This is a genomic window from Roseateles sp. P5_D6, assembly GCF_054049415.1.
On the sequence record NZ_JBFUMK010000027.1, the window covers coordinates 1 to 20,889 of the forward strand.

Annotated in this window: 23 protein-coding genes; 11 read left to right on the forward strand and 12 right to left on the reverse strand. The window is 65.7% G+C overall.

Translation table 11 applies throughout. From position 1 onward, the window contains the following. The 4 genes from ACXJKM_RS26485 to ACXJKM_RS26500 form a co-directional block, all read left to right on the forward strand. Window positions 1-325: tryptophan 7-halogenase (locus tag ACXJKM_RS26485; RefSeq protein ID WP_457356164.1), on the forward strand; the 325-nt coding region annotated here is incomplete at its 5' end. Window positions 326-444: 119 nt separating this feature from the next. Then, window positions 445-2,076, forward strand: a complete 1,632-nt coding sequence (locus ACXJKM_RS26490; protein WP_457356165.1) for a glycoside hydrolase family 43 protein — start codon at window positions 445-447, stop codon at window positions 2,074-2,076. 46 nt (window positions 2,077-2,122) lie between these two features. Then, complete coding sequence (locus ACXJKM_RS26495; protein WP_457325551.1) at window positions 2,123-3,571, forward strand: glycoside hydrolase family 43 protein; 1,449 nt, start codon at window positions 2,123-2,125, stop codon at window positions 3,569-3,571. A gap of 96 nt (window positions 3,572-3,667) precedes the next feature. Further along, window positions 3,668-5,203: an alpha-N-arabinofuranosidase gene (locus ACXJKM_RS26500; protein WP_457356166.1), complete on the forward strand. Its 1,536-nt coding sequence runs from the start codon at window positions 3,668-3,670 to the stop codon at window positions 5,201-5,203. A 28-nt stretch (window positions 5,204-5,231) separates the two neighbouring features. On the opposite strand, the gene ACXJKM_RS26505 is transcribed toward ACXJKM_RS26500, so the two are convergent. Together ACXJKM_RS26505 and ACXJKM_RS26510 are read right to left on the reverse strand one after the other, a co-directional pair. After that, the gene (locus ACXJKM_RS26505; RefSeq protein WP_056194476.1) at window positions 5,232-5,945 is read right to left on the reverse strand and encodes a LytR/AlgR family response regulator transcription factor; all 714 of its coding nucleotides are present in this window, start codon (window positions 5,943-5,945) and stop codon (window positions 5,232-5,234) included. Further along, complete coding sequence (locus tag ACXJKM_RS26510) at window positions 5,946-7,043, reverse strand: sensor histidine kinase (protein ID WP_457356167.1); 1,098 nt, start codon at window positions 7,041-7,043, stop codon at window positions 5,946-5,948. Between the two features lie 185 nt (window positions 7,044-7,228). Here ACXJKM_RS26510 and ACXJKM_RS26515 point away from each other — a divergent pair, with 185 nt between their 5' ends. Next, window positions 7,229-7,681 carry a nuclear transport factor 2 family protein gene (locus tag ACXJKM_RS26515; protein WP_457356168.1) on the forward strand — a complete coding sequence of 151 codons (453 nt, stop codon included), beginning with the start codon at window positions 7,229-7,231 and terminating at the stop codon, window positions 7,679-7,681. A 52-nt stretch (window positions 7,682-7,733) separates the two neighbouring features. Here ACXJKM_RS26515 and ACXJKM_RS26520 read toward each other — a convergent pair whose 3' ends face one another. From ACXJKM_RS26520 to ACXJKM_RS26535, 4 genes are all read right to left on the reverse strand, one after another. Then, on the reverse strand, window positions 7,734-7,958 hold the full coding sequence (locus ACXJKM_RS26520; protein ID WP_457356169.1) for a nucleoside hydrolase-like domain-containing protein: 225 nt from the start codon (window positions 7,956-7,958) through the stop codon (window positions 7,734-7,736). Between the two features lie 115 nt (window positions 7,959-8,073). Continuing rightward, a complete protein-coding gene (locus ACXJKM_RS26525) occupies window positions 8,074-8,457 on the reverse strand; it encodes a hypothetical protein (RefSeq protein WP_457356170.1) in 384 nt (127 codons plus the stop codon). Between the two features lie 57 nt (window positions 8,458-8,514). Further along, complete coding sequence (locus ACXJKM_RS26530; RefSeq protein ID WP_457356171.1) at window positions 8,515-10,110, reverse strand: arabinofuranosidase catalytic domain-containing protein; 1,596 nt, start codon at window positions 10,108-10,110, stop codon at window positions 8,515-8,517. A gap of 587 nt (window positions 10,111-10,697) precedes the next feature. Beyond that, complete coding sequence (locus ACXJKM_RS26535) at window positions 10,698-12,356, reverse strand: glycoside hydrolase family 5 protein (RefSeq protein WP_457356172.1); 1,659 nt, start codon at window positions 12,354-12,356, stop codon at window positions 10,698-10,700. Between ACXJKM_RS26535 and ACXJKM_RS26540 the strand changes: the two genes are divergently transcribed. Next, window positions 12,355-12,585 carry a hypothetical protein gene (locus ACXJKM_RS26540; protein ID WP_457356173.1) on the forward strand — a complete coding sequence of 77 codons (231 nt, stop codon included), beginning with the start codon at window positions 12,355-12,357 and terminating at the stop codon, window positions 12,583-12,585. The two genes, ACXJKM_RS26535 and ACXJKM_RS26540, sit on opposite strands and share 2 nt — an antisense overlap. A gap of 171 nt (window positions 12,586-12,756) precedes the next feature. Here ACXJKM_RS26540 and ACXJKM_RS26545 read toward each other — a convergent pair whose 3' ends face one another. Further along, window positions 12,757-13,812, reverse strand: coding sequence for a LacI family DNA-binding transcriptional regulator (locus tag ACXJKM_RS26545; RefSeq protein ID WP_457356174.1), 1,056 nt, complete (start codon window positions 13,810-13,812; stop codon window positions 12,757-12,759). Between the two features lie 292 nt (window positions 13,813-14,104). On the opposite strand from ACXJKM_RS26545, the gene ACXJKM_RS26550 reads away from it, so the two are divergent. Continuing rightward, entirely contained in the window at window positions 14,105-14,431 is a 327-nt protein-coding gene (locus ACXJKM_RS26550; protein WP_457322976.1) for an NIPSNAP family protein, read from the forward strand. A gap of 192 nt (window positions 14,432-14,623) precedes the next feature. On the opposite strand, the gene ACXJKM_RS26555 is transcribed toward ACXJKM_RS26550, so the two are convergent. From ACXJKM_RS26555 to ACXJKM_RS26570, 4 genes are all read right to left on the reverse strand, one after another. Then, window positions 14,624-15,238 (reverse strand): OmpA family protein, encoded by a 615-nt coding sequence (locus ACXJKM_RS26555; RefSeq protein WP_457322975.1) that lies wholly within the window; start codon window positions 15,236-15,238, stop codon window positions 14,624-14,626. A gap of 200 nt (window positions 15,239-15,438) precedes the next feature. Beyond that, window positions 15,439-15,774 (reverse strand): hypothetical protein, encoded by a 336-nt coding sequence (locus tag ACXJKM_RS26560; RefSeq protein ID WP_157281263.1) that lies wholly within the window; start codon window positions 15,772-15,774, stop codon window positions 15,439-15,441. 131 nt (window positions 15,775-15,905) lie between these two features. Further along, window positions 15,906-16,592 (reverse strand): signal peptidase I, encoded by a 687-nt coding sequence (gene lepB, locus ACXJKM_RS26565; protein WP_457356175.1) that lies wholly within the window; start codon window positions 16,590-16,592, stop codon window positions 15,906-15,908. 158 nt (window positions 16,593-16,750) lie between these two features. Next, the gene (locus ACXJKM_RS26570) at window positions 16,751-16,924 is read right to left on the reverse strand and encodes a hypothetical protein (RefSeq protein WP_056194453.1); all 174 of its coding nucleotides are present in this window, start codon (window positions 16,922-16,924) and stop codon (window positions 16,751-16,753) included. Between the two features lie 168 nt (window positions 16,925-17,092). On the opposite strand from ACXJKM_RS26570, the gene ACXJKM_RS26575 reads away from it, so the two are divergent. Next, complete coding sequence (locus tag ACXJKM_RS26575) at window positions 17,093-17,530, forward strand: SET domain-containing protein-lysine N-methyltransferase (protein ID WP_056194450.1); 438 nt, start codon at window positions 17,093-17,095, stop codon at window positions 17,528-17,530. A gap of 8 nt (window positions 17,531-17,538) precedes the next feature. On the opposite strand, the gene dacB is transcribed toward ACXJKM_RS26575, so the two are convergent. Beyond that, the gene (gene dacB / locus ACXJKM_RS26580; protein ID WP_457356176.1) at window positions 17,539-18,909 is read right to left on the reverse strand and encodes a D-alanyl-D-alanine carboxypeptidase/D-alanyl-D-alanine endopeptidase; all 1,371 of its coding nucleotides are present in this window, start codon (window positions 18,907-18,909) and stop codon (window positions 17,539-17,541) included. Window positions 18,910-18,947: 38 nt separating this feature from the next. Between dacB and tsaB the strand changes: the two genes are divergently transcribed. From tsaB to ACXJKM_RS26595, 3 genes are read left to right on the forward strand one after another with little or no spacing between them, the layout of a single operon-like run. Next, entirely contained in the window at window positions 18,948-19,631 is a 684-nt protein-coding gene (gene tsaB, locus ACXJKM_RS26585) for a tRNA (adenosine(37)-N6)-threonylcarbamoyltransferase complex dimerization subunit type 1 TsaB (protein ID WP_457356177.1), read from the forward strand. Next, the gene (gene rimI / locus ACXJKM_RS26590; protein ID WP_457356178.1) at window positions 19,628-20,110 is read left to right on the forward strand and encodes a ribosomal protein S18-alanine N-acetyltransferase; all 483 of its coding nucleotides are present in this window, start codon (window positions 19,628-19,630) and stop codon (window positions 20,108-20,110) included. The genes tsaB and rimI overlap by 4 nt, the downstream gene beginning before the upstream one ends. After that, window positions 20,107-20,844: a uracil-DNA glycosylase gene (locus ACXJKM_RS26595; RefSeq protein ID WP_457356179.1), complete on the forward strand. Its 738-nt coding sequence runs from the start codon at window positions 20,107-20,109 to the stop codon at window positions 20,842-20,844. The genes rimI and ACXJKM_RS26595 overlap by 4 nt, the downstream gene beginning before the upstream one ends. Window positions 20,845-20,889: the final 45 nt, after the last annotated feature.

Below are 20,889 nucleotides of genomic sequence, written 5' to 3' on the forward strand. Positions count from 1 at the left end.
GCACTACTGCCTGACCCGCCGCCGCGACAGCGAGCTGTGGCGGCACGTGTCATCGATGGAGCTGCCAGAGACGCTGGCCTTCCGGATGGAGCTGTGGCGTCGCTACGGCGTGCTGCATGAGTACGACGAAGAGGGGTTCGACGCCACCAGCTGGCTGGCCATCCACGCCGGCATGGAGCACTGGCCGGAGCGCAACGATCCGGTCTTCGCGGAGATTTCGCCGGAGCGGGCCATGCAGGCGCTGGACCAGCGTCGCAAGGCCATCGAAGCCTCGGTGGCGCGCATGCCGCAGCACCATCGCATGCTGCTCAAGATGCTGGGCTGATTCCTGGCCATCTTGAACTCATCCGGTCCCTGACGGCCGCCCCGCGTAAGCGCGCCGCAGCCTGGGCCGCTCCGTGCGACCGATGCGCTGGCTCGCAAAAACTACTCCAGAGACAAAACATGGACAAACACCCTGACGGCCTGAGTCGGCCGATTTTTCCCCTCCTGATGGCTCTCATCCTCTCCGTCGGGTCTCAGGTCGCTCCGGCGGCAGAGGCTGCACAGGCAGCACCTGCACATAACCCGCTGATCTGGGCCGACGTCCCGGACATCGCCATCATCCGTGTCGGCAAGACCTACTACATGAGCAGCACGACGATGCACATGAGCCCGGGCCTGCCGATCATGAAGTCGACGGACCTCGTCAACTGGAGCATGGCCTCCTACGCACATCAGAACCTTGCCGACAACGAAGCCTTCCGCCTTGAAAACGGCAAGAACGCCTACGGTGCCGGCTCCTGGGCCAGCAGCCTGCGCTACCACGACGGCATGTTCTATGCCTCGACGTTCGCCGCCACCACCGGAGGACGCACCCACGTCTACACCACGCGCGATCCCGAACGCGGCCCATGGAAGGAGACGAGTTTCGAGCCCTTGATGAATGACCACAGCCTGTTCTTCGACGACGACGGTCGCGTCTACATGGTCTGGGGCTGCAACCGCATCATGCTCACCGAGCTCAAATCCGATCTGACCGGCACCAAGCCCGGCGGCGTGAACAAGGTCATCATCGAACACGTCAACGCCGTCTTCGGCGCTGACCAGGGCGGGCTGTGTGGGGAGGGCTCGCAGCTTTCCAAGATCAACGGCCGCTACTACCTCCTCAATATCGCCTCGCCCGGAAGCCGCTGGGCGCGCACCGTCATCGTCAGCCGCGCCGACACCCTCGACGGGCCTTACGAGAGTCGCATCGCGCTCGATGACCGGGGGATCGCCCAGGGCGGCCTCATCGACACGCCCGACGGCAAGTGGTATGCCTATCTTTTCAAGGACAACGGCGCCGTCGGTCGCATTCCCTACCTCGTGCCTGTGACCTGGACGGACGGCTGGCCTGTGCTCGGCGAAAACGGCAAGGTGGCCATGACGCTCGATATCCCGGCCGGCGCGCAGGGCGTCTCAGGCGCATCGGGCATCGTCGCCTCCGACGAATTCGACCGTCAGCCTGGCGAGCCCGACTTGCCCCTGGCCTGGCAATGGAATCACAACCCCGAGCCTCGTGACTGGTCGCTCACGAAGCGCCCGGGCCACCTGAGCTTGACCACCAGCCGGAACGTCGCAACTCTGCTCGAGGCCCGGAACACCCTCACTCAGCGCACCTTCGGGCCGCGCAGTTCCGCCACCACCAGCATCGACGTGAGCGGCATGAAAGACGGCGACTGGGCCGGCCTGGCCGCGTTTCAAAGGCAATACGGTTTCGTGGGCGTCAAGATGAGCGACGGCGCCCGATCTCTCGTCATGGTGAGCGCCGAAACCGACAAGCCCGAAGAGATCGCCTCCATTCCCCTCTCCGGCAAGACCGTTCACCTTCGGGTCGACTGCGAATTTGAGCCCGCGCCTGAAGTTGCCCGGTTCTCCTACAGCCTAGACGGCAAATCGTGGACCCCCATCGGTCGTCCTTCGCGCCTGGCCTACACCTTCCCGCACTTCATGGGTTACCGCTACGGCCTCTTCTATTACTCGACCAAGATTGCCGGCGGCCGCGTGGACTTTGACTACTACCGGGTCGGGCAAGGGACGCAAGACGGGCGCTAGGACGGCGCAACTTTATTTCTCCGCCTTCTCTCATTTTCCGCCGCTCATGAAAAAAACAGCCTTCTCCGCAGTCGTTCTCTCGTCCGTGCTGGTCTTGCTACCCGCAACGTCATTCGCGCGCAACCCGGTTATTCAAACGATGTATACGGCCGATCCGGCCCCCATGGTCCATAAGGGCACGCTCTACCTGTTTTCTAGCCACGACGAAGACGTCGGGGAGGCCAACAACTTCAATATGAAGAATTGGGTGCTCGCCACGACGACGGACATGGTGAACTGGACTCAGCACGGCGCGGTCGCCTCCCTGCGAGATTTTCCTTGGGCCTCCAAGGAGAACTCCGGCTGGGACGGCTATGACAACGGTGCCTGGGCCCCTCAAGTGATTGAGCGCGATGGCAAGTGGTATCTCTATGGCCCGGTGCAAGGCCGTGGCATTGGCGTGCTGGTGGCCGATAACCCCCTGGGCCCCTATATCGACCCGATCAAAAAGCCGCTGATCGCCGGCCACGCCGGCGGCCTGTACGACAGCATCGATCCGACCGTTTTCATCGACGACAAGGGTCAGGCCTATCTCGCCTGGGGCAATCCCAATCTGTGGTCAGTGAAACTGAACAAGGACATGATTTCCTACGACACCAGCGTCGGGGAGAAGGGCATCATTGGCCATCCGATGACCGTCAAGGCCTTGGGCGAGCGCAACCCTCCGGACACAGTAGGCGTCACGAAGCCGAAGCCTGCTTTGCGCGGCACATCCTACGAAGAGGGTCCTTGGCTCTATAGGCGCAAGAATCTCAATTACCTGTTTTTTGCCGCCGGTCCCATCCCTGAGCATCTCGGCTACGCCACCGGCCCCACAGCCGAAGGCCCGTGGACCTACGGCGGCGCCGTCATGTCTCCGCAAAGCGCTTTTACCAACCACCCGGGCGTGGTCGATTACAAGGGCAAGACCTACCTTTTCTATCACAACGCCGCTCTTCCGGGAGGCGACGGCTTCAAACGTTCCGTGTGCGTCGACGAGTTGAAGTTCAACCCCGATGGCTCGGTCCCGATGGTGCAGCCAACCAAGGAAGGGCCGGCGCCGGTCGCCACCCTCGATCCCTACAAGCGAGTTGAAGCCGAGACCATCGCCTGGTCTTCCGGTGTCAAGATCGAGCCCAGCAGCGCCGGTGGCCAGAATGTGCGCGACATCCATGACGGCGCCTATATCCAGGTGCGAAATGTCGATTTCGGCGTGACCGGCGCGCGCGCCTTCATGGCCAGCCTCGCCAGCACGGCCGAGGCGAAGGAGCCCAGCGGGGCAAAGATCGAGATTCGTCTGGGCAAGCTCGACGGCCAGTTGATCGGCACTCTGCCGGTGTCAGGAACCGGCGGCGAATGGAAGCAGCAGTTGGCCCAGATCTCCGGAGCCTCCGGCGTCCAGGATCTCTTCTTCGTATTCCGCGGTGCGGCCGGCGAAGAACTGTTCAAGTTCGATTACTGGCAATTCTCCAAATAACTGGACAAGGCGGTCCGCGCATGGGGCCGCCCAAGAATCAGCCGGATTCATCGCGATCAAACGCATGGCGGCTTTACAGCTGTCTTGAGACCCTATATGAAAACAATCAAACACAGCCTCGCCGTTCTCGGCCTGATTGCGGCGCCGGCTTTTGCCGCCAACGAGGTCAGCATCAACATCGACGCCGGCAAGCCCGGCCCGGTCATCAGCAAGTACGTGTACGGCCAGTTCGCCGAACACCTGGGCACCGGCGTCTATGAAGGCATGTGGGTCGGCACCAAGTCGAACATCCCCAACACCCGGGGCTGGCGCAATGACGTCGTCGGCGCACTGAAGGAGTTGCATGTACCGCTGGTGCGCTGGCCGGGCGGCTGCTTCGCCGACACCTACCACTGGCGCGACGGCATCGGCCCGCAGGACAAGCGACCGAGCAACGTCTGGGGCACCCACGTCGAAGAAATCAACGCTGTCGGTACCCACGAGTTCTTCGACCTCATCGAGATGATGGGCGCCGACGCCTACGTCAACGGCAACGTCGGTACCGGCAGCGTGCAGGAGATGGCCGACTGGGTGCAGTACATGACTGCGGAAGGCGGCTCGCCGTTGGCCCGGCTGCGCGCTCAGAACGGGCGCGAAAAGCCGTTCAAGGTCGCCTTCTTCGGTGTCGGCAATGAGTTGTGGGGCTGCGGCGGCAACATGAAGCCCGATTACTACGCCAGCCTGTACAGCAATTACGAGCATTTCCTGTGGGGGTCAGAGAAGTCGCGGCCGAAGATGATCGCCAGCGGCGGCAGCGGCTTCGACACCGCGTGGACCCAGGTCCTGAGCAAGGAACTGAAGGGCCGCACGATCGGCATCACCGTTCACCAGTACACCGTCCCGACCGGCAACTGGGACGTCAAGGGCAAGGACCTCGGCTTCAAGGAAGGCGAGTGGATCTCGACCCTGGCCAATACCTTGAAGATGGATCAGCTCGTCAAGGATCACGTGGCCATCCTGGACAAGAACGATCCCCAGAAGAAGATCGGACTGATGGTCGACGAGTGGGGCACCTGGTATGACGAAGCAGGCGCCCGAAGCGCGCTGTTCCAGCAGAACTCCCTGCGCGACGCGCTGGTGGCGGCACTCAACTTCCACATCTTCCACGAGCATGCGGAGCGGGTCACTCTGACCACCATCGCCCAGATGGTCAACGTGCTGCAGGCGATGGTCCTGACGGACAAGGAGAAGATGGTCCTGACGCCGACCTACTACGCGTTCCAGATGTATGCGCCGTTCCAGGATGCCAAGTCGCTGCCGCTGGCCATCAAGGACAACACCAGCTACACGCTGGGCGCAACAACCATTCCGGGCGTGAGCGCTACGGCGGCACGCGCCAAGGACGGCAAGGTGTACCTGGCGCTGGTCAACACCGATCCGTCCAAGGCGGTCGATGTCGCCGTCAACGTTGCGGGCACGAAGGTCAACGGTGCGGCAGGCAAGGTGCTGACCTCGGCCGCGATGGACGCGCACAACACGTTCCAGAATCCGCAGGTCATCAAGCCGTCGGCGTTCAGCGCGCGTGCCGCGGACGGCAAGCTGTCGATCAAGGTGCCTGCCAAGGCCGTGATAGTGGTCGCGTTGGAGGAGTGAAGGCGTCGCGCGCAAGCGCTTCGTGAAGTCATATTCGATCGGTGAAATTCTTTCGAAACCTGCGGCTCATTGACAGCCGAACGCCCGATTGAAGAACCACCTCGTGCTCCCCGCTGCTGTGAAGCTCTAGACCGCGAACCCTCTCGCGATTGACGATGATGGACCGGTGGATACGAACGAAGGTCTTTGCATCCAGCTCTCGTTCTAGAGCGTGCAGGCTGCGGCGCAAGATGTGCGTCGCATTGCCTACGTGCAAGTATGCGTAGTAGTCGGCCGCCTCGATCCAGTCCACGTCTGCCGTGTTCAAGAACAAGGTCTTGCCCCGGTTCTTCACCACGAGTTGAGTCAATGGCGGGCGGTCCGCCGTCGGCTCTTGCGTGATCCGAAACTTGGCTCGCTGCAACGCGCGGTGAAATCGCGCGTCGTCGAACGGCTTGAGCAAATAGTCAAGCGCGCCTGCATCGAACGCGCGCAGCGCGTATTCGTCGTACGCCGTGACGAAGACGACGGCCGCGGGCATGTCCGAGCCCATCAGTTCGAGCACATCGAAGCCATCGCACTCGGGCATGTGGACGTCGAGAAAGAGAACGTCAGGTCTTGTGCGCCGCATCTCGGCAACGGCCGCTTGACCAGAGTCGCATTCAACGACAGCTGCCACATCTGGATCGGCGCTCAGCAAGATCACAAGGTTACGCCGGGCGATCGCCTCGTCGTCGACCACCAGGATCCGCAGCGCCGCCATTCAGGACACCTGCAGGGGAAGCGTGACGACGACCTCGACGCCATCCTCGCCGGCGGGTTTGAGCGTCAGGCCGGACCGCTCACCGTGAAGAATCCGCAAGCGTGCCCGCAAGTTCCTGAGGCCCACGCCGGTGCCCGTTGCAGCGAGATCCTCCTGCGTGAACGGTCCGTCGTTTGACACGGTCAGCCGCAGCATCCCCTGCCGGTCCTCGCCGACGATGCGAATGCCGCCGCCGCTCACTCGTTTGCAAATGCCGTGCTTGATGGCGTTCTCGACGAGAGGCTGCAACAGCAGGTTCGGCACCTTGGCGCCGAGCAGTTCGTTCGGGAGCTCCATGTTCACGACAAGGCGCTCGCCGAACCGAAGCTTCTGGATGTCGACGTAACGCTGCAGGTAGTCAACTTCCTCTGCCAACGTCACTTGCGCCCTGTGCGAATCTTCCGATGCGCGACGCAGGAATTCACTCAGTCCCACGACCATGTTGACTGCCGCGTCGTTGCGTCGGTCACGAACAAGGCCAGCGATCGTGTTGAGCGTGTTGTACATGAAGTGCGGCTCGAGCTGTCTTCGCAACGCCTCCAGCTGCGCTCTGGTCAGCTCTTCATTGAGTCGGGCAGCTTCTGTCACCTGCTTGGTGATGCGGTCCTTCGCGTCCACCAGATAGGTCACAGTCAATATCAGCGTGTAGGCGATGGTGAACGTCAATAGCTGGTAGACAAGCGACGTGCTCCACGTTTCCCCGAACGTCGGCCAGCGCTTGTTGCCCCATGGATTGAAGATCGTCTGGAGCCACGCATACCAGCATTCAGTGATCGTGCTGATGATGGCGAACGTTGCACGATGCAGCGCGACGGTGCCTACGCTGGCTCTGCGAATGATCGGGTAGCGCAAGGCCAGCTCGACGACGAGTGGCGTCGCCAACGCCCATGGCAACCACAGGGCCAGTTCGATCAAGAACAGCGGCGCCCAGGGATGCGTTCTGCCTTCCAGGCGCATGATCGCCACGGTTTGACACGCGTCGAACAGCGCGCCGGCCGTCCAAGCTGCGGCGATCCAGCGCCAACGGCTCGAGGCTGCATACCGTCCCAAGGAGAGCATGCCGGCGACGATACCTTAGGCGCAATCAGCCTCCACGCGTTCTGCAGCGAACGGCGGCCGGCATGCAGGGAGCGGTCTGGCCTCGTCCCTGCGGACTGCCTAGACTGACTCAAGTCGCTGCTCAGGGGCCCAGGCCCTCGAGAGGCACGTGGGGAGATCTCACACAACCCAAACGAGATGGCAATATGAAACGATCGATGGCTTTGATTCTTTCATTCTGGTCGTTCGCGGGCTCTGCCTTGGCTGACACACCGGCTCCTCCTTCGACGCAGGCGGCCGTCGCGGAAATCAGGCAGCTAGGGAAAGAGATGGGGGATGCGATGGTGGCACTCGACATCGACAAGATTGACCAAATTTTTGGTGATGACTGGGTGTCGGTCGGATCATCCGGCGGCGTATCAACCAAGCGAATGCTCCTGAACGACGTCAAGACGGGCAAGAAGAGGCTCACGTGGTTCGAGCTGCGGCCGATCGATGTACAGGTCTTCGGTGAAGTCGCCATTGCTCAGGGCAACGTGGCCGAGAAGAGATTCGTCGACGGTCGGGAGATCTATATGGAACTCGTCTATGCGGACATCCTGAAAAGGCGCGACGGCCGCTGGGTGGTCGTGCAAAGCATGGGTGCCAAGGTTCGGTAAGTGCGGGGACGTCGTTGCGAATGCGGATGAAGACCTGCTTCGCGCACGCCCATCAGCCTTTGAGGCGCGCAACGACTCGCGCGGGGCCGCGCAGCTCGATGTCGTTGGCGTAGAGCAGCAGCCGCACCAGCACCAGCGACCGGGTGTCGTCCGGTTCGTTCTCGATGTCGGTGAGGACGACGAGGCGCGGCTTCGCGGGAGGCGCTTCGGGCGCGGCCGAAGCGCCTCCCGACAGCATGAGTGCGCCGAGCAGCGCGGTGAATGCGAATCTGAGCATGGATGGCGTCGTCATGGGTCAGCGACCCGAAGTTGCTGGGCCCGTCCTGCGTTTCAATGCGGCGGCTTGGCGATGCTCGGCGTGATGGGCAACGGCGATCATGGTCTGCCCGTCATCAGCGCAGCGGCGTGATGCGCACCATGATCACGCCGTGAGGCGCAACCTTGCCGCCATAGCTGCCGCTGACGTTCTTCGTGACCTTCTTGCTCCACAGGTCCTTCACGTCGGCCTTCTGGTCGATGGGCAACTGGAGCAGCTCCCAAGCCACCTTCATGTTGGCCGGCGTCTTGCCGCGGTTGAACAGCACCACCGCGTGCTCACCGCCCTGTAGCGGCCGCACCCAGACCTCAAGCTCGCCTTCCCTCAAGGCGCGTTGGCCTTGCTTGCCCAGCGGATCCTGGTCGACGGCGATGACGTCCTTGTTGGTGAGGATGCGCAGCGTGTCGGCGTCCATCTTCGACAGGTCGTTGCCGGCGATCAGCGGCGCGGCCAGCCGCATGTCAAGGAGCCGGCGTCGGAGTAGAGGTCGAACGGGAAGAATTCTGCCGGCACGATGTCAAAGAATGCTCCACCACTGCACGACCCCGCCTGTGCACTGCCACTGCCGTACTTCCGCGCCGGGGGTCTTCCCGCCGTTGAAGTCATCCAGGCAGAGGTTGCTGTTGCGGTTGACGATGTTGAGCTGGCCGCCGTCCGCGTTGATGAGGCGCCATTGCTGGACGGCCTGGCCGTTGCAGGTGGACTGCTGGATGGCGGAGCCGGGAGCGGTCTTCCCGTCGGTATCGTCGAGGCACAGGCCGCTGTTGACGTTGACGATCGTGACGTAGCCGTCGGCCGCAGGCACGATATTCCATTGCTGCGCCGCCGACCCGTTGCACGTCCACTGCACGACGGGCGAGCCGGCCGCGGTGGCCGAGTTGTAGTCGTCGAGACACAGACCGTTGTACTCATTCTTGATCGCACGGCCCGCCAGCGTCGTGGAAGTGTCGGCCGCGTACTTCGCCGCGACGAGATTGGCCTGGACGGCGTTCTCGGTCGCGTCCGACGGATAGCCCGACGTCATCGCGCCCTCGTAGAACGTCCCCCGTCCCCCGTTGCTGTTGTCGCCGCCGATGCCCAGGACGATCGCACCCTCCTTGCTCATGGTCGTATACCCCCCGCTCGGGCGCACGCCGTCATAGAAGGTCGACAGCGAGCCGGCCTGTGTGTTGCCGCCGCGGATGGCCCAGTGGTTCGGCTCACCCTTGACGATGGCCGTGACGAATCGGCTGGTGATCGTGGGGTCATTCGCGTTGAGGTGCGGGTCGCGGCCCGAGAACAGGCCGTTCTCCAGGTCCGCCATGATCCAGGGGCCCGGGCCCGCTCCGGTGCCCCAGGCGGACTGGTTGCCGAAGTAGATCGTTTCCATGTGGCCATTGCCGGTGTCGTTCCCGCTCGGCTCGGCATTGCCGTAGTCGAAGCAGCATGCCGAGTTGAAATGCCACCCGTCGAGGGCTGCGTACATGCCTTCGGGCTGGTCGCCCACCGCGATGCCATTGGTGGTGTTGTTGCGGTAGCCGGTTCCTGGTGGGATGAAGACGCCATAGACCTTCTGGCCCGAGAGCGTCAACGGCGCCGCGTTGGCGACAGCGAGATTGTCGTAGCCGCCGGCCGCCGGCCCCTTGAAGAAGCCGGGGGGCGCCTGCGTGAGGTGGTTGTTGCGCCCCGATTGGTCGTAGATGACGCTGATCAGGCAGGTCGTGCCCGTGCAGAAGGCGTCCTGCAGCGCCGCATTGGCGATGCCGCTGGAAAGCGCGGTGACGTCGAGCGTTGCATTGTCCGATTGCCTGAGGACCTGGTACAGCGGACCCGTATAGGTCGAGAGCAGGACCCGCGTCGTGCTGTGCGCCGCGACGCACGGCGTGCCGCCGGCGGCGTAGATGTCGCAAGGCCCCTGCGCAGCCGAAGGCGCAGGCGCAGGTGCGGGTGCGGGTGCGGGTGCGGGAGCAGGTGCAGGAGCAGGAGCAGGAGCAGGTGCAGGTGCAGGTGCAGGTGCAGGTGCAGGTGCAGGTGCAGGTGCAGGTGCAGGCGCGTCGCCACCACCGCCGCCACAGCCCGCCACCAGGGTCGCGGTGACGATGGAGAGAACGGTGAGCTGTTTGCTGTACTTCATGGCGGAAAAGGCGTGTGGTTCGTTGACGGTGATGGCGCGGCGGCGCTGATCACGGAGCAGGCATTGGTTCCAGCAGCCGCGGCTGTTCATTTCGTGCGCAACTCGCTGATGGCGTTGGGGGCGGTGGCGACGATCAAGCCCAGCCGATAGGGCGGCTCGCCTCAGCCGGCGGCTGGATCAGGGGCTCGCTGGATTTCCATTCGAAAGCGCTGGCCTGGGCCGGCGACCCGCCGCCGACGGCGGGGGGCGTCGTGCCGCTGCCTGCGCTGCCGCCGCCGCAACCTGCCAAGCCGACCGCAGGGATGCAAAGGGCGGCGAGTCGTTGACTGAACTTGTTCACAAGGAAAGGGGTCTGGTTCCTTGAAGGGCGGCCAGGGCGCTGCACCATGGCCGCGAGCCAACGGCAGGCTCAGCAGGTCCTTGCGGGCCACCCTTGTGCGAGTGGCCTGTCGCCCGACATCGCGCCAAGGTGCCAGGCAGCGGGACAGGCTTTAACGCTGCAAAACCGGGCTCGCCGCGGTAGGTGGCCGCATCGTCGGACACCACCCGCGGCGGGCTCACGGTGTCACCACCGTGATGTCATGACGTCACTTGGCGTTGTCGACAATGGTCTTGATCAGGTCCGGGAAGGACTGAGCGCTGGTCGAGCGATCGAACAGGCCCGTCGCGTGGTTGGTGACGTAGCCCGGGTCCCACCACGTCGGCACGATGCCGTGCTGGTAGGCGGACTTGGTCACGTACTTGGTCCAGTAGGTGCGGTAGGTGCCGGCCGGGTCGTACTCGGTCCTCAGGATGGCGCCGTATTCGCCCATCAGCACGGGCATGCCAGCGTCGACGAAGCGGGACTTCATCTTCTGGAACTGCGCGTCCACGTAGCCTTCGTGGGCCCAGGGTTCCGTTGCGGCCGGATTGGTCGCGATCGAACCCCACTGCCAGATGCCGCTCTTGTCATTGAGCGCGAAGTTGAACGGATCGTAGAAGTGCACCTCGATGAACATCCGATTCGTCGCCGGATCATTGGGCTTGACGAAGCCGTCGTAGGTCGCGTTGATGTTGGTGTTGAAGCCCTGCACGACGAGATGGCGCTTGGCGTTGTTGCCACCCGTGGCCCGCACCGCGTTGACGAAGACTTGGTTGAACCCGTTCTGGACGGATTGGTACTCGGCCGTCGGCGGGTTGTAGTCGCCAGCGACCATGATCTCGTTGGTGCCGGCGAACAGCAGGTAGTCGTCGTAGTCCTTGAAGTTGTTGGCGATCTGCGTCCACATCCGGGCCAGGCGGGCATTGGCACTGGCCTGGCGGGCGTAGGTCGGGATCAGCCAGTCGCCTTCGTGGTGGGTGTTCAGCACGGCATAGAGGCCGGCGTTGCGGGCATAACCGACGACCTGGGTGACGCGCGCCATCCAGCTCGGGTTGATGTTGCCGTCGGCGTCGGCGTACTGGTTCCAGGTGACGGGAATGCGCACGGTCTTGAAGCCGGCCGCTTTCACCGCGTTGAGCAACTGCTGGCTCGCCACGGGGTTGCCCCAGGACGTTTCAGCCGGCACGGCGTCCAGCGTGTTGCCCAGGTTCCAGGCGGGTGACATCTGCTGCGACAGCTGGATGCTCGTCAGGTCGCGCATGGAGCTGGGCACGGTGATGACGAACGCCTGCGTGCTCTTGGCGCCGCAGCTGTTGGTATAGGTGGCGGTGGCCGTGCAGCTGGCGCCGGGCGTGATCGTCTGCTCGCGCGAGCCGCCCGCGGTGCCGCAACCGCTCCACGACCACATGCCGCCGGAGATGGGTTGCGGTCCCAGGATGGCCGAGCTGCCGGCGCTGACGGTGCCCGAGGCGGTCTGCGTCCACGAGCCATTGACATTGAGCCACGGCGTGACGGGAGTCGGCGCGCAGCTGCTGCCGCGCGTGGCGGAGGCCGAGCCGGAGCTGTAGCTGCCGGTGCTGGTCGTGAACTTGACCCAGTACCAGTAGGGCGTGCCGGTATTGGCCGAGGCGTCGGCGTAGCTCCTGGCGTTGGTGGCGGGCACGGCGATGCGGCTGCGGCCGTTGGGGTCGCTGTCCGTGTCGCGGTAGACCTCCAGGCGCGAGACATTGCCGCTGACGGTCCAGTTGAGCTGGTTGTCGTTGGCGGTGCCGCTGGCACTCAGGCAGACGGTGGCGCCGCCGCCGCTGCCGCAGTTTTGCGCCTGGGCGAGGGTGCCTGCGCTGGCGCCGAAGGCGAGCAGCAGTGCGGGTATCAGGGTTCTCATGTTCTACCTTTCAGGGTTGAAAGTGCTCGGCCGGTTGTCTCCTCCGGTCACGAGCGTTATGAAAGATGCAGCTTCAATGCATGGCTACATCCCGACGACAACGATGGACTGCCGGCGGCAGTTCCAGCACCAGGTCCTGCGGGCCAGGCTGGGCTCAAAACGGCGCAGGCAAGATGGCCCGCGGCTGCTCGACGTGGTGTGGGCGTGCATGGCGACCGCCGCCGGTTGATCCGGGTGGTCCGAGGCTTGGCAGGTCGGCGTGAGCACCATGCGAGGATTGATTCGACGCCGAATCATTTCGGCGAAAAAATTGCAGCAGCGCCGCGAAATCATCTTAATTCGGTCGACAACCGAACTAATTAGGGGAAACCCATCGGCGCCGCTGCACCTGCTTACAGCTTCAGGAGATCGTCAGCACCGCGCCGCGCGCAGGGGCGATCAAAGTCCGGCCGGGAAGGATCTCGACGGGCAGGACGATATTGCGCGGGCCCTCGTACATCTGTCCACTGCGCTGCGCCTCGATCAATTGCATGAGGACGTTGACCGCCTGACGACCCATTTCGAGCAGGGGCTGACGCACGGTCGTCATGCGCAGGGTGCGGGCCAGCAAGGTATCGTCAAAGCCAGCGACCGAAATGTCCCGAGGCACGCTCAGCCCTCGCGCCTCCAGCGCTTCCATGCAACCGAACGCGATGGCGTCGTTGCCACAGAAGATGGCCTCGGGCAAGCGTTCACCGCGGTGGGCCTGCAGCCACGTCTCCATCGCCTGTCGGCCGCCCTGCACGGTGAACCAGGTACGGATCACATGGTCGGCTGCGACTTCGACGCCGGTTTCGGCATGCGCGCGCAAGAAGCCCTCGACACGGCGGTCCGCGCCCTTGGTGTGCGGCGGCCCGCCCACGCACAGGATATGGCGATGGCCGAGTTCAAGCATGTGGCGCACGATGCCAAAGCCGCCCGCCTCGTCGTCCGCCTCGACGTTCACCTGGCCCTGCAGCTGCATGCCCGCATGGATCGTGACCAAGGGCGTATGGGGAGGCAGCCAGCTCGTGCTGTCATCTTCCAGATAGGGCGCCAAAACGACCAGCCCGTCGACGCGGCCGTCGCACAGCGCGGGGATGCGCTTGGGCGCTTCTTCCCAGCCGCTGAGCGGGAAGACGCATGTCGCCTGCTCGGCCTCCGTCGCGCCCCGCACAACGCCGTTGAACACCTCCAGGAAGTAGAGGTTGGGTTCCTCATTGGCAATGTTCGCGACGAAGCCGATGGCGTTGGCCCGTTGACGGCTGAGTGCGCGCGCCGTCGCGTTGGGCCGGTAGCGCAGGCGCTCCGCCGCCGCCAGCACCCGTTCGCGCGTCTCCATGGATACGCGCGTCGAGCCTTTGCCGGCGTTGAGCGCGCAGGAGGCCGCGACATCCGACACGCCAGCTTCTCGCGCGACGTCAGCGAGCGTGGGCAATCTGTGACGACGACTTTTCGTCGGCTGGGAAGGCTTGGGTGTCGAGGCGGACACTGACCGGCGGCGGGGTGAACGAGCGGCGCACTGTAGCACCGGGCCGTCCGCAAGCTCGGCGTCGCCACGGCTGGAAGTCGGCAGCAACCCGGTCCAGGACGCCCCTTCAACTTGCCCGCTTTCTTGGCAGGCGTCTTCCCGGCGACGCCAGCACGCGCGCTTGGACAGCACAATGTGAGCCTGGCGGTCACGCCCGCCACCCCGTCAACTCGCAACAATCTTCCCAGGACTGATGTCGATGATCTACGAACTGCGCGTCTATACGGCAATGCCTGGCCGGCTACCCGACGTTCTTGCAAGATTTCGCGATCACACCGTGGGCATCTGGAACCGGCTGGGAATTCGTCAACTCGGATATTGGACGACGGCAGTCGGACCTGACAGCAACGCGCTCACCTACATGCTTGTCTGGGAGAGCCTGGCCGATCGTGAGGTCAAGTGGAGCAAGTTTGTCGCCGATCCCGAATGGGTCGAGGTCAGAAAGGCGAGCGAGGCAGCAGGACCGATTGTTGCGAAGATGGACAACTCGTTCTTGGCGCCAACCTCTTTCTCGCCCGCGAAATAGTCTCCTCCGCGGCGGACGACACAGTGGGCTGGGACGCGGTATCAACGCCCAATGCCTCTTCAGTCTGGCCACCGCTTCAGGAACAGTTCAGCCGCAGGAAGGGAGCGCGATGCGCTCAAGCGTCGCTTCTGCCTGCGGCTTGGTCGTTGTCCAGCTGTAGTGCCGCAATCGCGTTGCGGCTTCCCCTCCAGCTCAGCGCATCACTATCAGCTGAACCCGCCGGTTCGTGCTGCGGCCTTCGCGGGTGCTGTTGTCGGCCAGGGGCGCAGATTCGCCGTAGCTGATCGTAGCCATGCGCGCCAGCGGCAAGCCGGCGCGAGACAGGTGCAGGCGCACGGCTTCGGCTCGCTTGAGGCCCAGTTGCTGGTTGATCGTGTCGCTGCCGGTCGCGTCGGTGTGGCCCTGGATTTCGATGAACACCGGCTGGTTGTCGGCCTTGAGCTTGGCGACGAGTTGATCGAGTTCCTGGCCAGCCTGCTCGGTGAGCTGGAAGCGGCCCGACTTGAATTTGACCTTGTCATCGGTCAGCACGGTGCTCATCAGCAGACCGGGCGGCTTGGGCAGGTTGTTGAAGGCCTGGGTTCGCGCTGCAGCCTCCTGCTGCAGAAGGGCCAGCATGCGTGCCTCGCTGCCCTGCAGCCGGCCATCCAGGGCCTTGAGGCCCTCGTCATGCGCCTGCACCCGGGTGCCGAGGCCGTCCACGCTGGTCTGCACCGGAGCGACTGTCTCTTTGACGAAATCCTTGGTGGCGCAAGCGCTCAGCAACATGACGCTGCTGGCGACGATCAGGGGCGAAAGTCTCGACATCGGTAGTCTCGTGGATAAGAAAGTGGTGCGAATGTAGGCAGTCCTTCACGGACGAACGTACCGAGCTGTGAGCAATCCTTGCGCCATTAACCGGACTGAACAAAGCCTTACCGTTCTGCGCTACGGCGCGACGGGCACAGATCCATGTTGCGCAGGTGCTCGACCAGCAGCCCCCGCAGGGCACGCGAGCGGCCTGAGACTCAGCCCTGCACTGGCTCGCTGCGGTTGGCGCGCCAGCACAGGATCAGCTCTCGTGCCAGGGCAGGGAGTTCGCCCCGGCCGGCTCGCTTGGCGAAGCCGAAGCGCTCGCCAGCGTAGATGCGGTCATAGGCCATGCGTGACACATGCGCGGGCCAGCCCTGGGCGGCCATCAGCGCCGAGAAGCGCTCCAGCAGCTGCAGCTCGGCCTGCATCGGGCGTTCCTCGCAGGTCCACTGCTCCTCGATCACCAGCCGCACCGACCCCTCGGGGCAGCTGACGCGGCGTGGGCCGAAGCTGGGCAGCGGGAGCGAGCGGCGGTGGCGGCGGGATGTCATGGCCGCGAAGATAGAACCGCCGCACCTCAAACCCGTGCCGAAAAACACCGCTTCTTCGGCTTTCGACGGGCGCCAGTCGATGGGCGGCGCAAAAGGTGTGGGCTTGGTCACGGCCTGCGACAAGCATGCACTCAGCGGATCGCCGACACCCAGCGTTCGAAGCGCGGCGCCATCCGCCAGCCGTCCTCGCCCAGCCAGTCCGCCGCCACGATGACGTGATGGGCCCGACCGATCAGCTTCTCGCGTGGCACCGTGCCGATGAAGCGCGAGTCCTCACTGTTGTCGCGGTTGTCGCCGAGCAGGAAATACTGCCCTGCCGGCACGGTGAGCTCGGCGAAGTTGCGCCGCGCGCTGAGGGCCGGCAGGAACTGGACAGCATGGGGCCGGCCGTCAAGGTCCTCGGTGGAGCGCACCGCGTCCACGACCCAGCCGGGCGCCACCGCCTCGCCATGAGACTGGCTGCCGCTGTAGCTCAGCGGCGTTCCATTGAGGATCAGCACGTCGTCGCGCATCTCGACGCGATCGCCCGGCAGGCCGACGATGCGCTTGATCAGCCGCGTGCCGCCGGCCGGCGAACTCAGCGTGACGACATCGCCGCGCTGGGGCTCACCCAGCGGCAGCAGCACGACGTCGGTCAGCGGCAGCTTGAGGTCATAGGCCAGGCGGTTGACGAGCACGACATCGCCTTCCAGCAGCGTCGGCCGCATCGAGCCCGAGGGGATGGGGTTCCAATCGGCCACCGCGGTGCGGAACAGCGCGAAGCTGAGCAGGAAGAGGATGAAGCCGCGGTTGTCGCGGAGGGTGCGTCGGAGGTTCATGACGGCCATGCTCGGGCCGATCTCCTGGCTTCGACCCGGCCGGCGGGCGAATGGCCGGCTGAAGTGGGCGAATGGCAGCGGCGCTGCGCGAATGGCGGGCGCGGCAGGCCGATTCCGCGGCCCGATGCCTTCGGCCGCCCGCCAGCGGCGCCCTGACGTCAGGCCGGCGGATCCTTGGCCCGGGTGCGGGACACGGCCATCATGATGCCGACACCGGCGACGATGAGACAGGCGATGGCGACATAGGTGGCGGCCAGGCCGGCCGTGATCAGGGCCCAGGCCAAGCCGCCCAGCAGCACGGCCAGGCCAACGATATAGAGCAGGAAGGACATAGCGGCTCCTGTCAGGGATGGAACGGCGCCCCATCTCGTCAGTGCACTTTAGTGAGGCGGCCCGTCGCGGATGGTCGGACGCCGTTGAAGCTGCCGGTAGGTGGCCTCCTACCGCGGCGCGGCTCTCGCTGCACAAGCTCGGGCGCGGGGATAGCGAGAATCCGCCTCATGACCATCCAATCCCCCAGCGTCTACATCAAGGACACGGGCACGACCAAAGGCCGCGGCGCCTATGCGTCACGGCCTCATGCCAAGGGGGAGACCGTCGAGGCCTGCCCTGTCGTGCTGTTCACCGGCTCCTACACGTCGATTCCCGAGGAGGTCAGAAAACTGCTCTTCAACTGGGGCGTGCTGGCTCACACCACAAGCGGCCATTGCCTGGCTCTCGGCTACGGCAGCATGTACAACCATGAGAACCCGGCCAATATGCGCTACGAGGCCGATGTCGAGTTGCGGCTGCTGCGCTTCGTGGCCATCCGCGACATTGCCGCCGATGAGGAACTCACGGTGAACTACAACGCCGTCGGCGGCGGCCATGTGTCTGAGCGGGACACCTGGTTCACGGGCCAGGGCGTCGAGCCCTACGCCGCTGAGAGCGACGCCTGACCTGCGCGTCAGCGCCCGGCCTTGCCCTCCGGCGCGTCCTGCGCCACCCAGCGCAATACTGCATCCAGCACGCCGCGCGCGGCCTGGGCCTGTGGGTGATTGACGATGGCAACCAGCACCCAGCGCTTGCCCGAGGGCGCATCGACGATGCCGGCCAGCGCGACGACGTCGCGCAGCGAACCGGTCTTGAGATGCGCCCGCCCGGCCGCGGCGCCAAAGCGCCCGGGCTGGCGTGACAGCGTGCCGTCCAGCCCGGCCACCGGTAGCGAGGCCAACAGCTCAGGCATCCACGGCTGGCCCCAGGCCCAGCGCAGCAGCGCTGCCAGCTGGGCCGGGCTCATGCGCGTCTCGCGGGCCAGGCCGGAGCCGTTGACCACGCGGGTCGGTGGTGTCGTGCCGGCATGCGCGTCCAGCCAGGCCTGCAGCCAGGTTGCCGCCGTGTCGGGTGAGGGCGCGGGCACGCCAGCGGCGCGCGCGGTGCTGAGCAACACCTGCTGGGCCGTGAGATTGCTGCTGGCCTTGTTCATATCGCGCAGCGCCTCGGCCAGTGTCGGGCCGGGCCACAGCAGCGTGGGCGCGCTGGCGGGCGCTGGTGCGTCGACGATGGCCTCGCCGCGCCAGGCGATGCCGGCTTCGCGCAGCATCAGCGCCAGCAGCCGCGCCGGGTAGGTGGCCGGGTCGGGATCGGCCAGGGTCCAGGTCAGGTCGCCGCAGGCCGCCGCATAGCTGCCGGCAAAGCGCGGGCGCTGGCCGGCAGCCCATTGCAGCTTCAGCGCGCCGCGCCAGTCGCCGCAGGGCCCGGCCGTCGTCGGCACGGTCTGGGGTGGGTCCAACGCCGGGTCGGCGCTGATGCGGGCCTGCATGCCTTCGACGCGGATCGTGTAGCTGACCGCCTTGAAGTTCAGCAGCAAGGCCTCGGGCAGCGCATTGCCGACGCGCCAGGGCTCGTTGTCGAAGTCACCGGGCTCGGCGGCGCCGGGCGTGAAGGCGCTGCGGTCCAGGCGCAGCGGTCCGCGCAATTCGCTGATGCCCAGGCGCTTCAGCACCCCCCAGACGCGCTCGGTGGACAGGCGCGGGTCGCCGCTGCCCTGGATGGCCAGGCCGCCGTCCTCGGTCAGCCAGACCGGCGTCTGCCATTGCCAGGCCGGGCCCAGGGTGTCCAGCGCCGCCATGCTGGTGACGAGCTTGGTCAATGAGGCGGGGTTCAGTGGCATGTCTGGCTGCCAGGCCAGGCGGGGCCGGGGTTCATCCAGGGCCTGCACGAACACGCCCAGAGCGGTGGCCGGCACCTGGGCCTGGCGCAGCGCGACCTGGACCGACAGCGGCAATGGTTCCGCCGCCTGTACCCCCAGGATCCAACCCGCCAACACCCATCCCATCGCCTGTCTGCGCATGACCCGAAAGTTACACTGGGTTGATGCCCTCCCTCCTGGCTCTCGACAGCTCCACCGACACGATGGCCCTGGCCCTCGTGGCCCAGGGGCAGACTCGGGTTTTCGAGGCCCAGGGCGGGGCGCAGGCGTCGGCACGCATGCTGCCCGAGGTCAAGGCCCTGCTGGCCGGCGCGGGCGTCACGATGGCCGACCTGGACGCCATCGCTTTCGGGCAGGGCCCCGGCGCCTTCACCGGGCTGCGCACCGCCTGCGCCGTCGCGCAGGGCCTGGCCTTCGGGCTGGACCGGCCGGTGCTGGCTATCGACAGCCTCATGGTGGTCGCCGAGGACGCTCGTGCGCAAGGCGCTGGCGACGACCTCTGGGTGGCGATGGACGCGCGCATCGGCGAGATCTATGCGGCCCGCTACCGCTGGGCCGATGGCGCCTGGGTCGTCGTCGAAGCTCCCGCCCTCTACAAGCCCGAGGCGCTGGCCGCGCATTGGGGTACGCCCGCGGCCGTCGCCGGTACGGCCCTGACCGAATATGCCGAGGCCCTGGGCGTGTTGCCGCAGACCTGGCCGCAGGCCCGTTCGCGCGCTGCAGCCCTGGGTACCTTGGCTGTGGCCGCCTGGCAGCGTGGCGAGATGCGCGACGCGGCCGAGGCACTGCCCGTCTATGTGCGCGACAAGGTTGCGCTGACGACGGCCGAGCGAGAACTCAAGTCATGAGCGCATTGCTGGAGCGCAGCCTGCCGCCCTTCGAGGCCGAGGCCATGCGGGTGCCCGACCTGACCGAGATCATCGCCGTCGAGCGCCAGGCCTACCCGGTGCCGTGGACGCATGGCAATTTCGTCGACTCGCTGGCGGCCGCCTACCCGGCCGAGGTGCTGCGCGGGCCGCGCGCCGAGCTTTTCGGTTATTGGGTCGCCATGCCGGGCGTGGACGAGATGCACCTGCTCAACATCACCGTTGTGCCGGCCTGGCAGGGGCGCGGCCTGGCGGTGGCCATGCTGGACCGGCTGGTGGGCGAATGCCGCCGCCGCGGCCTGACGCAGCTGTGGCTGGAAGTGCGCGTCGGCAACGAGCGCGCTCGCGAGGTCTACCGCCGCTACGGCTTCGCAGAGGTTGGCAGGCGCCGCGCGTATTACCCGGTGCAGCAGGGCCCGCGCGAGGATGCAATCCTGATGAGTTTCTCGGTGACGGCATGAGCTGGGACCAGCGCCAGCGGGCCATGTTGGCCGAGATGGGTTATCGGCTGCCGGCTGCTTCGGCAGTGGCCGCCGAAGTCGTCGAAGCCGAGCCGGAGCCCATCGTCGTTGCCGCGCCGCCGCCTGTCATCGTGCGTGTGGCGGCGCCGTCGGCGCCGTCGAGCTTCGCCAACCTGGATATGCCGGCGCTGCGCGAGGCCGTCTCGAGTTGCCGGGCATGCGGCCTGTGCGAGCAGCGCCGCAACGCCGTCTTCGGCAACGGCGCCCTGCAGCAGGCGCAATGGCTGGTCGTCACCGATCCGCCCGATGAAGGCGACGACGCCTCCGGCGAAGCGCTCGGCGGTGATACGGGCCGCCTGCTGGACCGCATGCTGAGCGCCGCCGGCCAACGTCGCACGGGTGATGAAGCGACCGCCTTCGTGACCCCGATCGTCAAGTGCCGCCCGCCGCGCGGCCGGGCCTCCCAGCCCGCCGAGCTGGATGCCTGCGAGGCCGTGCTGGCACGCCAGGCCGAGCTGCTGCGCCCGCGCGTCGTGCTGGCCATGGGCCTGCAGGCGGCGCGCCGGCTGACTGGCCTGACCGAGCCGCTTGGGCGCCTGCGCGGCCGCGTGCACCGTTGGCGCGACCTGCCCGTCATCGTCACCTATCACCCGGCCTACCTGCTGCGCTCGCCTGCGGACAAGGCCGGCGCCTGGGACGACCTGTGTCTGGCCCTGCGGACGGTGAACGACTGATGAGCGCCGCGCCGGGCCGCCCCAAGCAAGCTCGCTCCCGCTTGG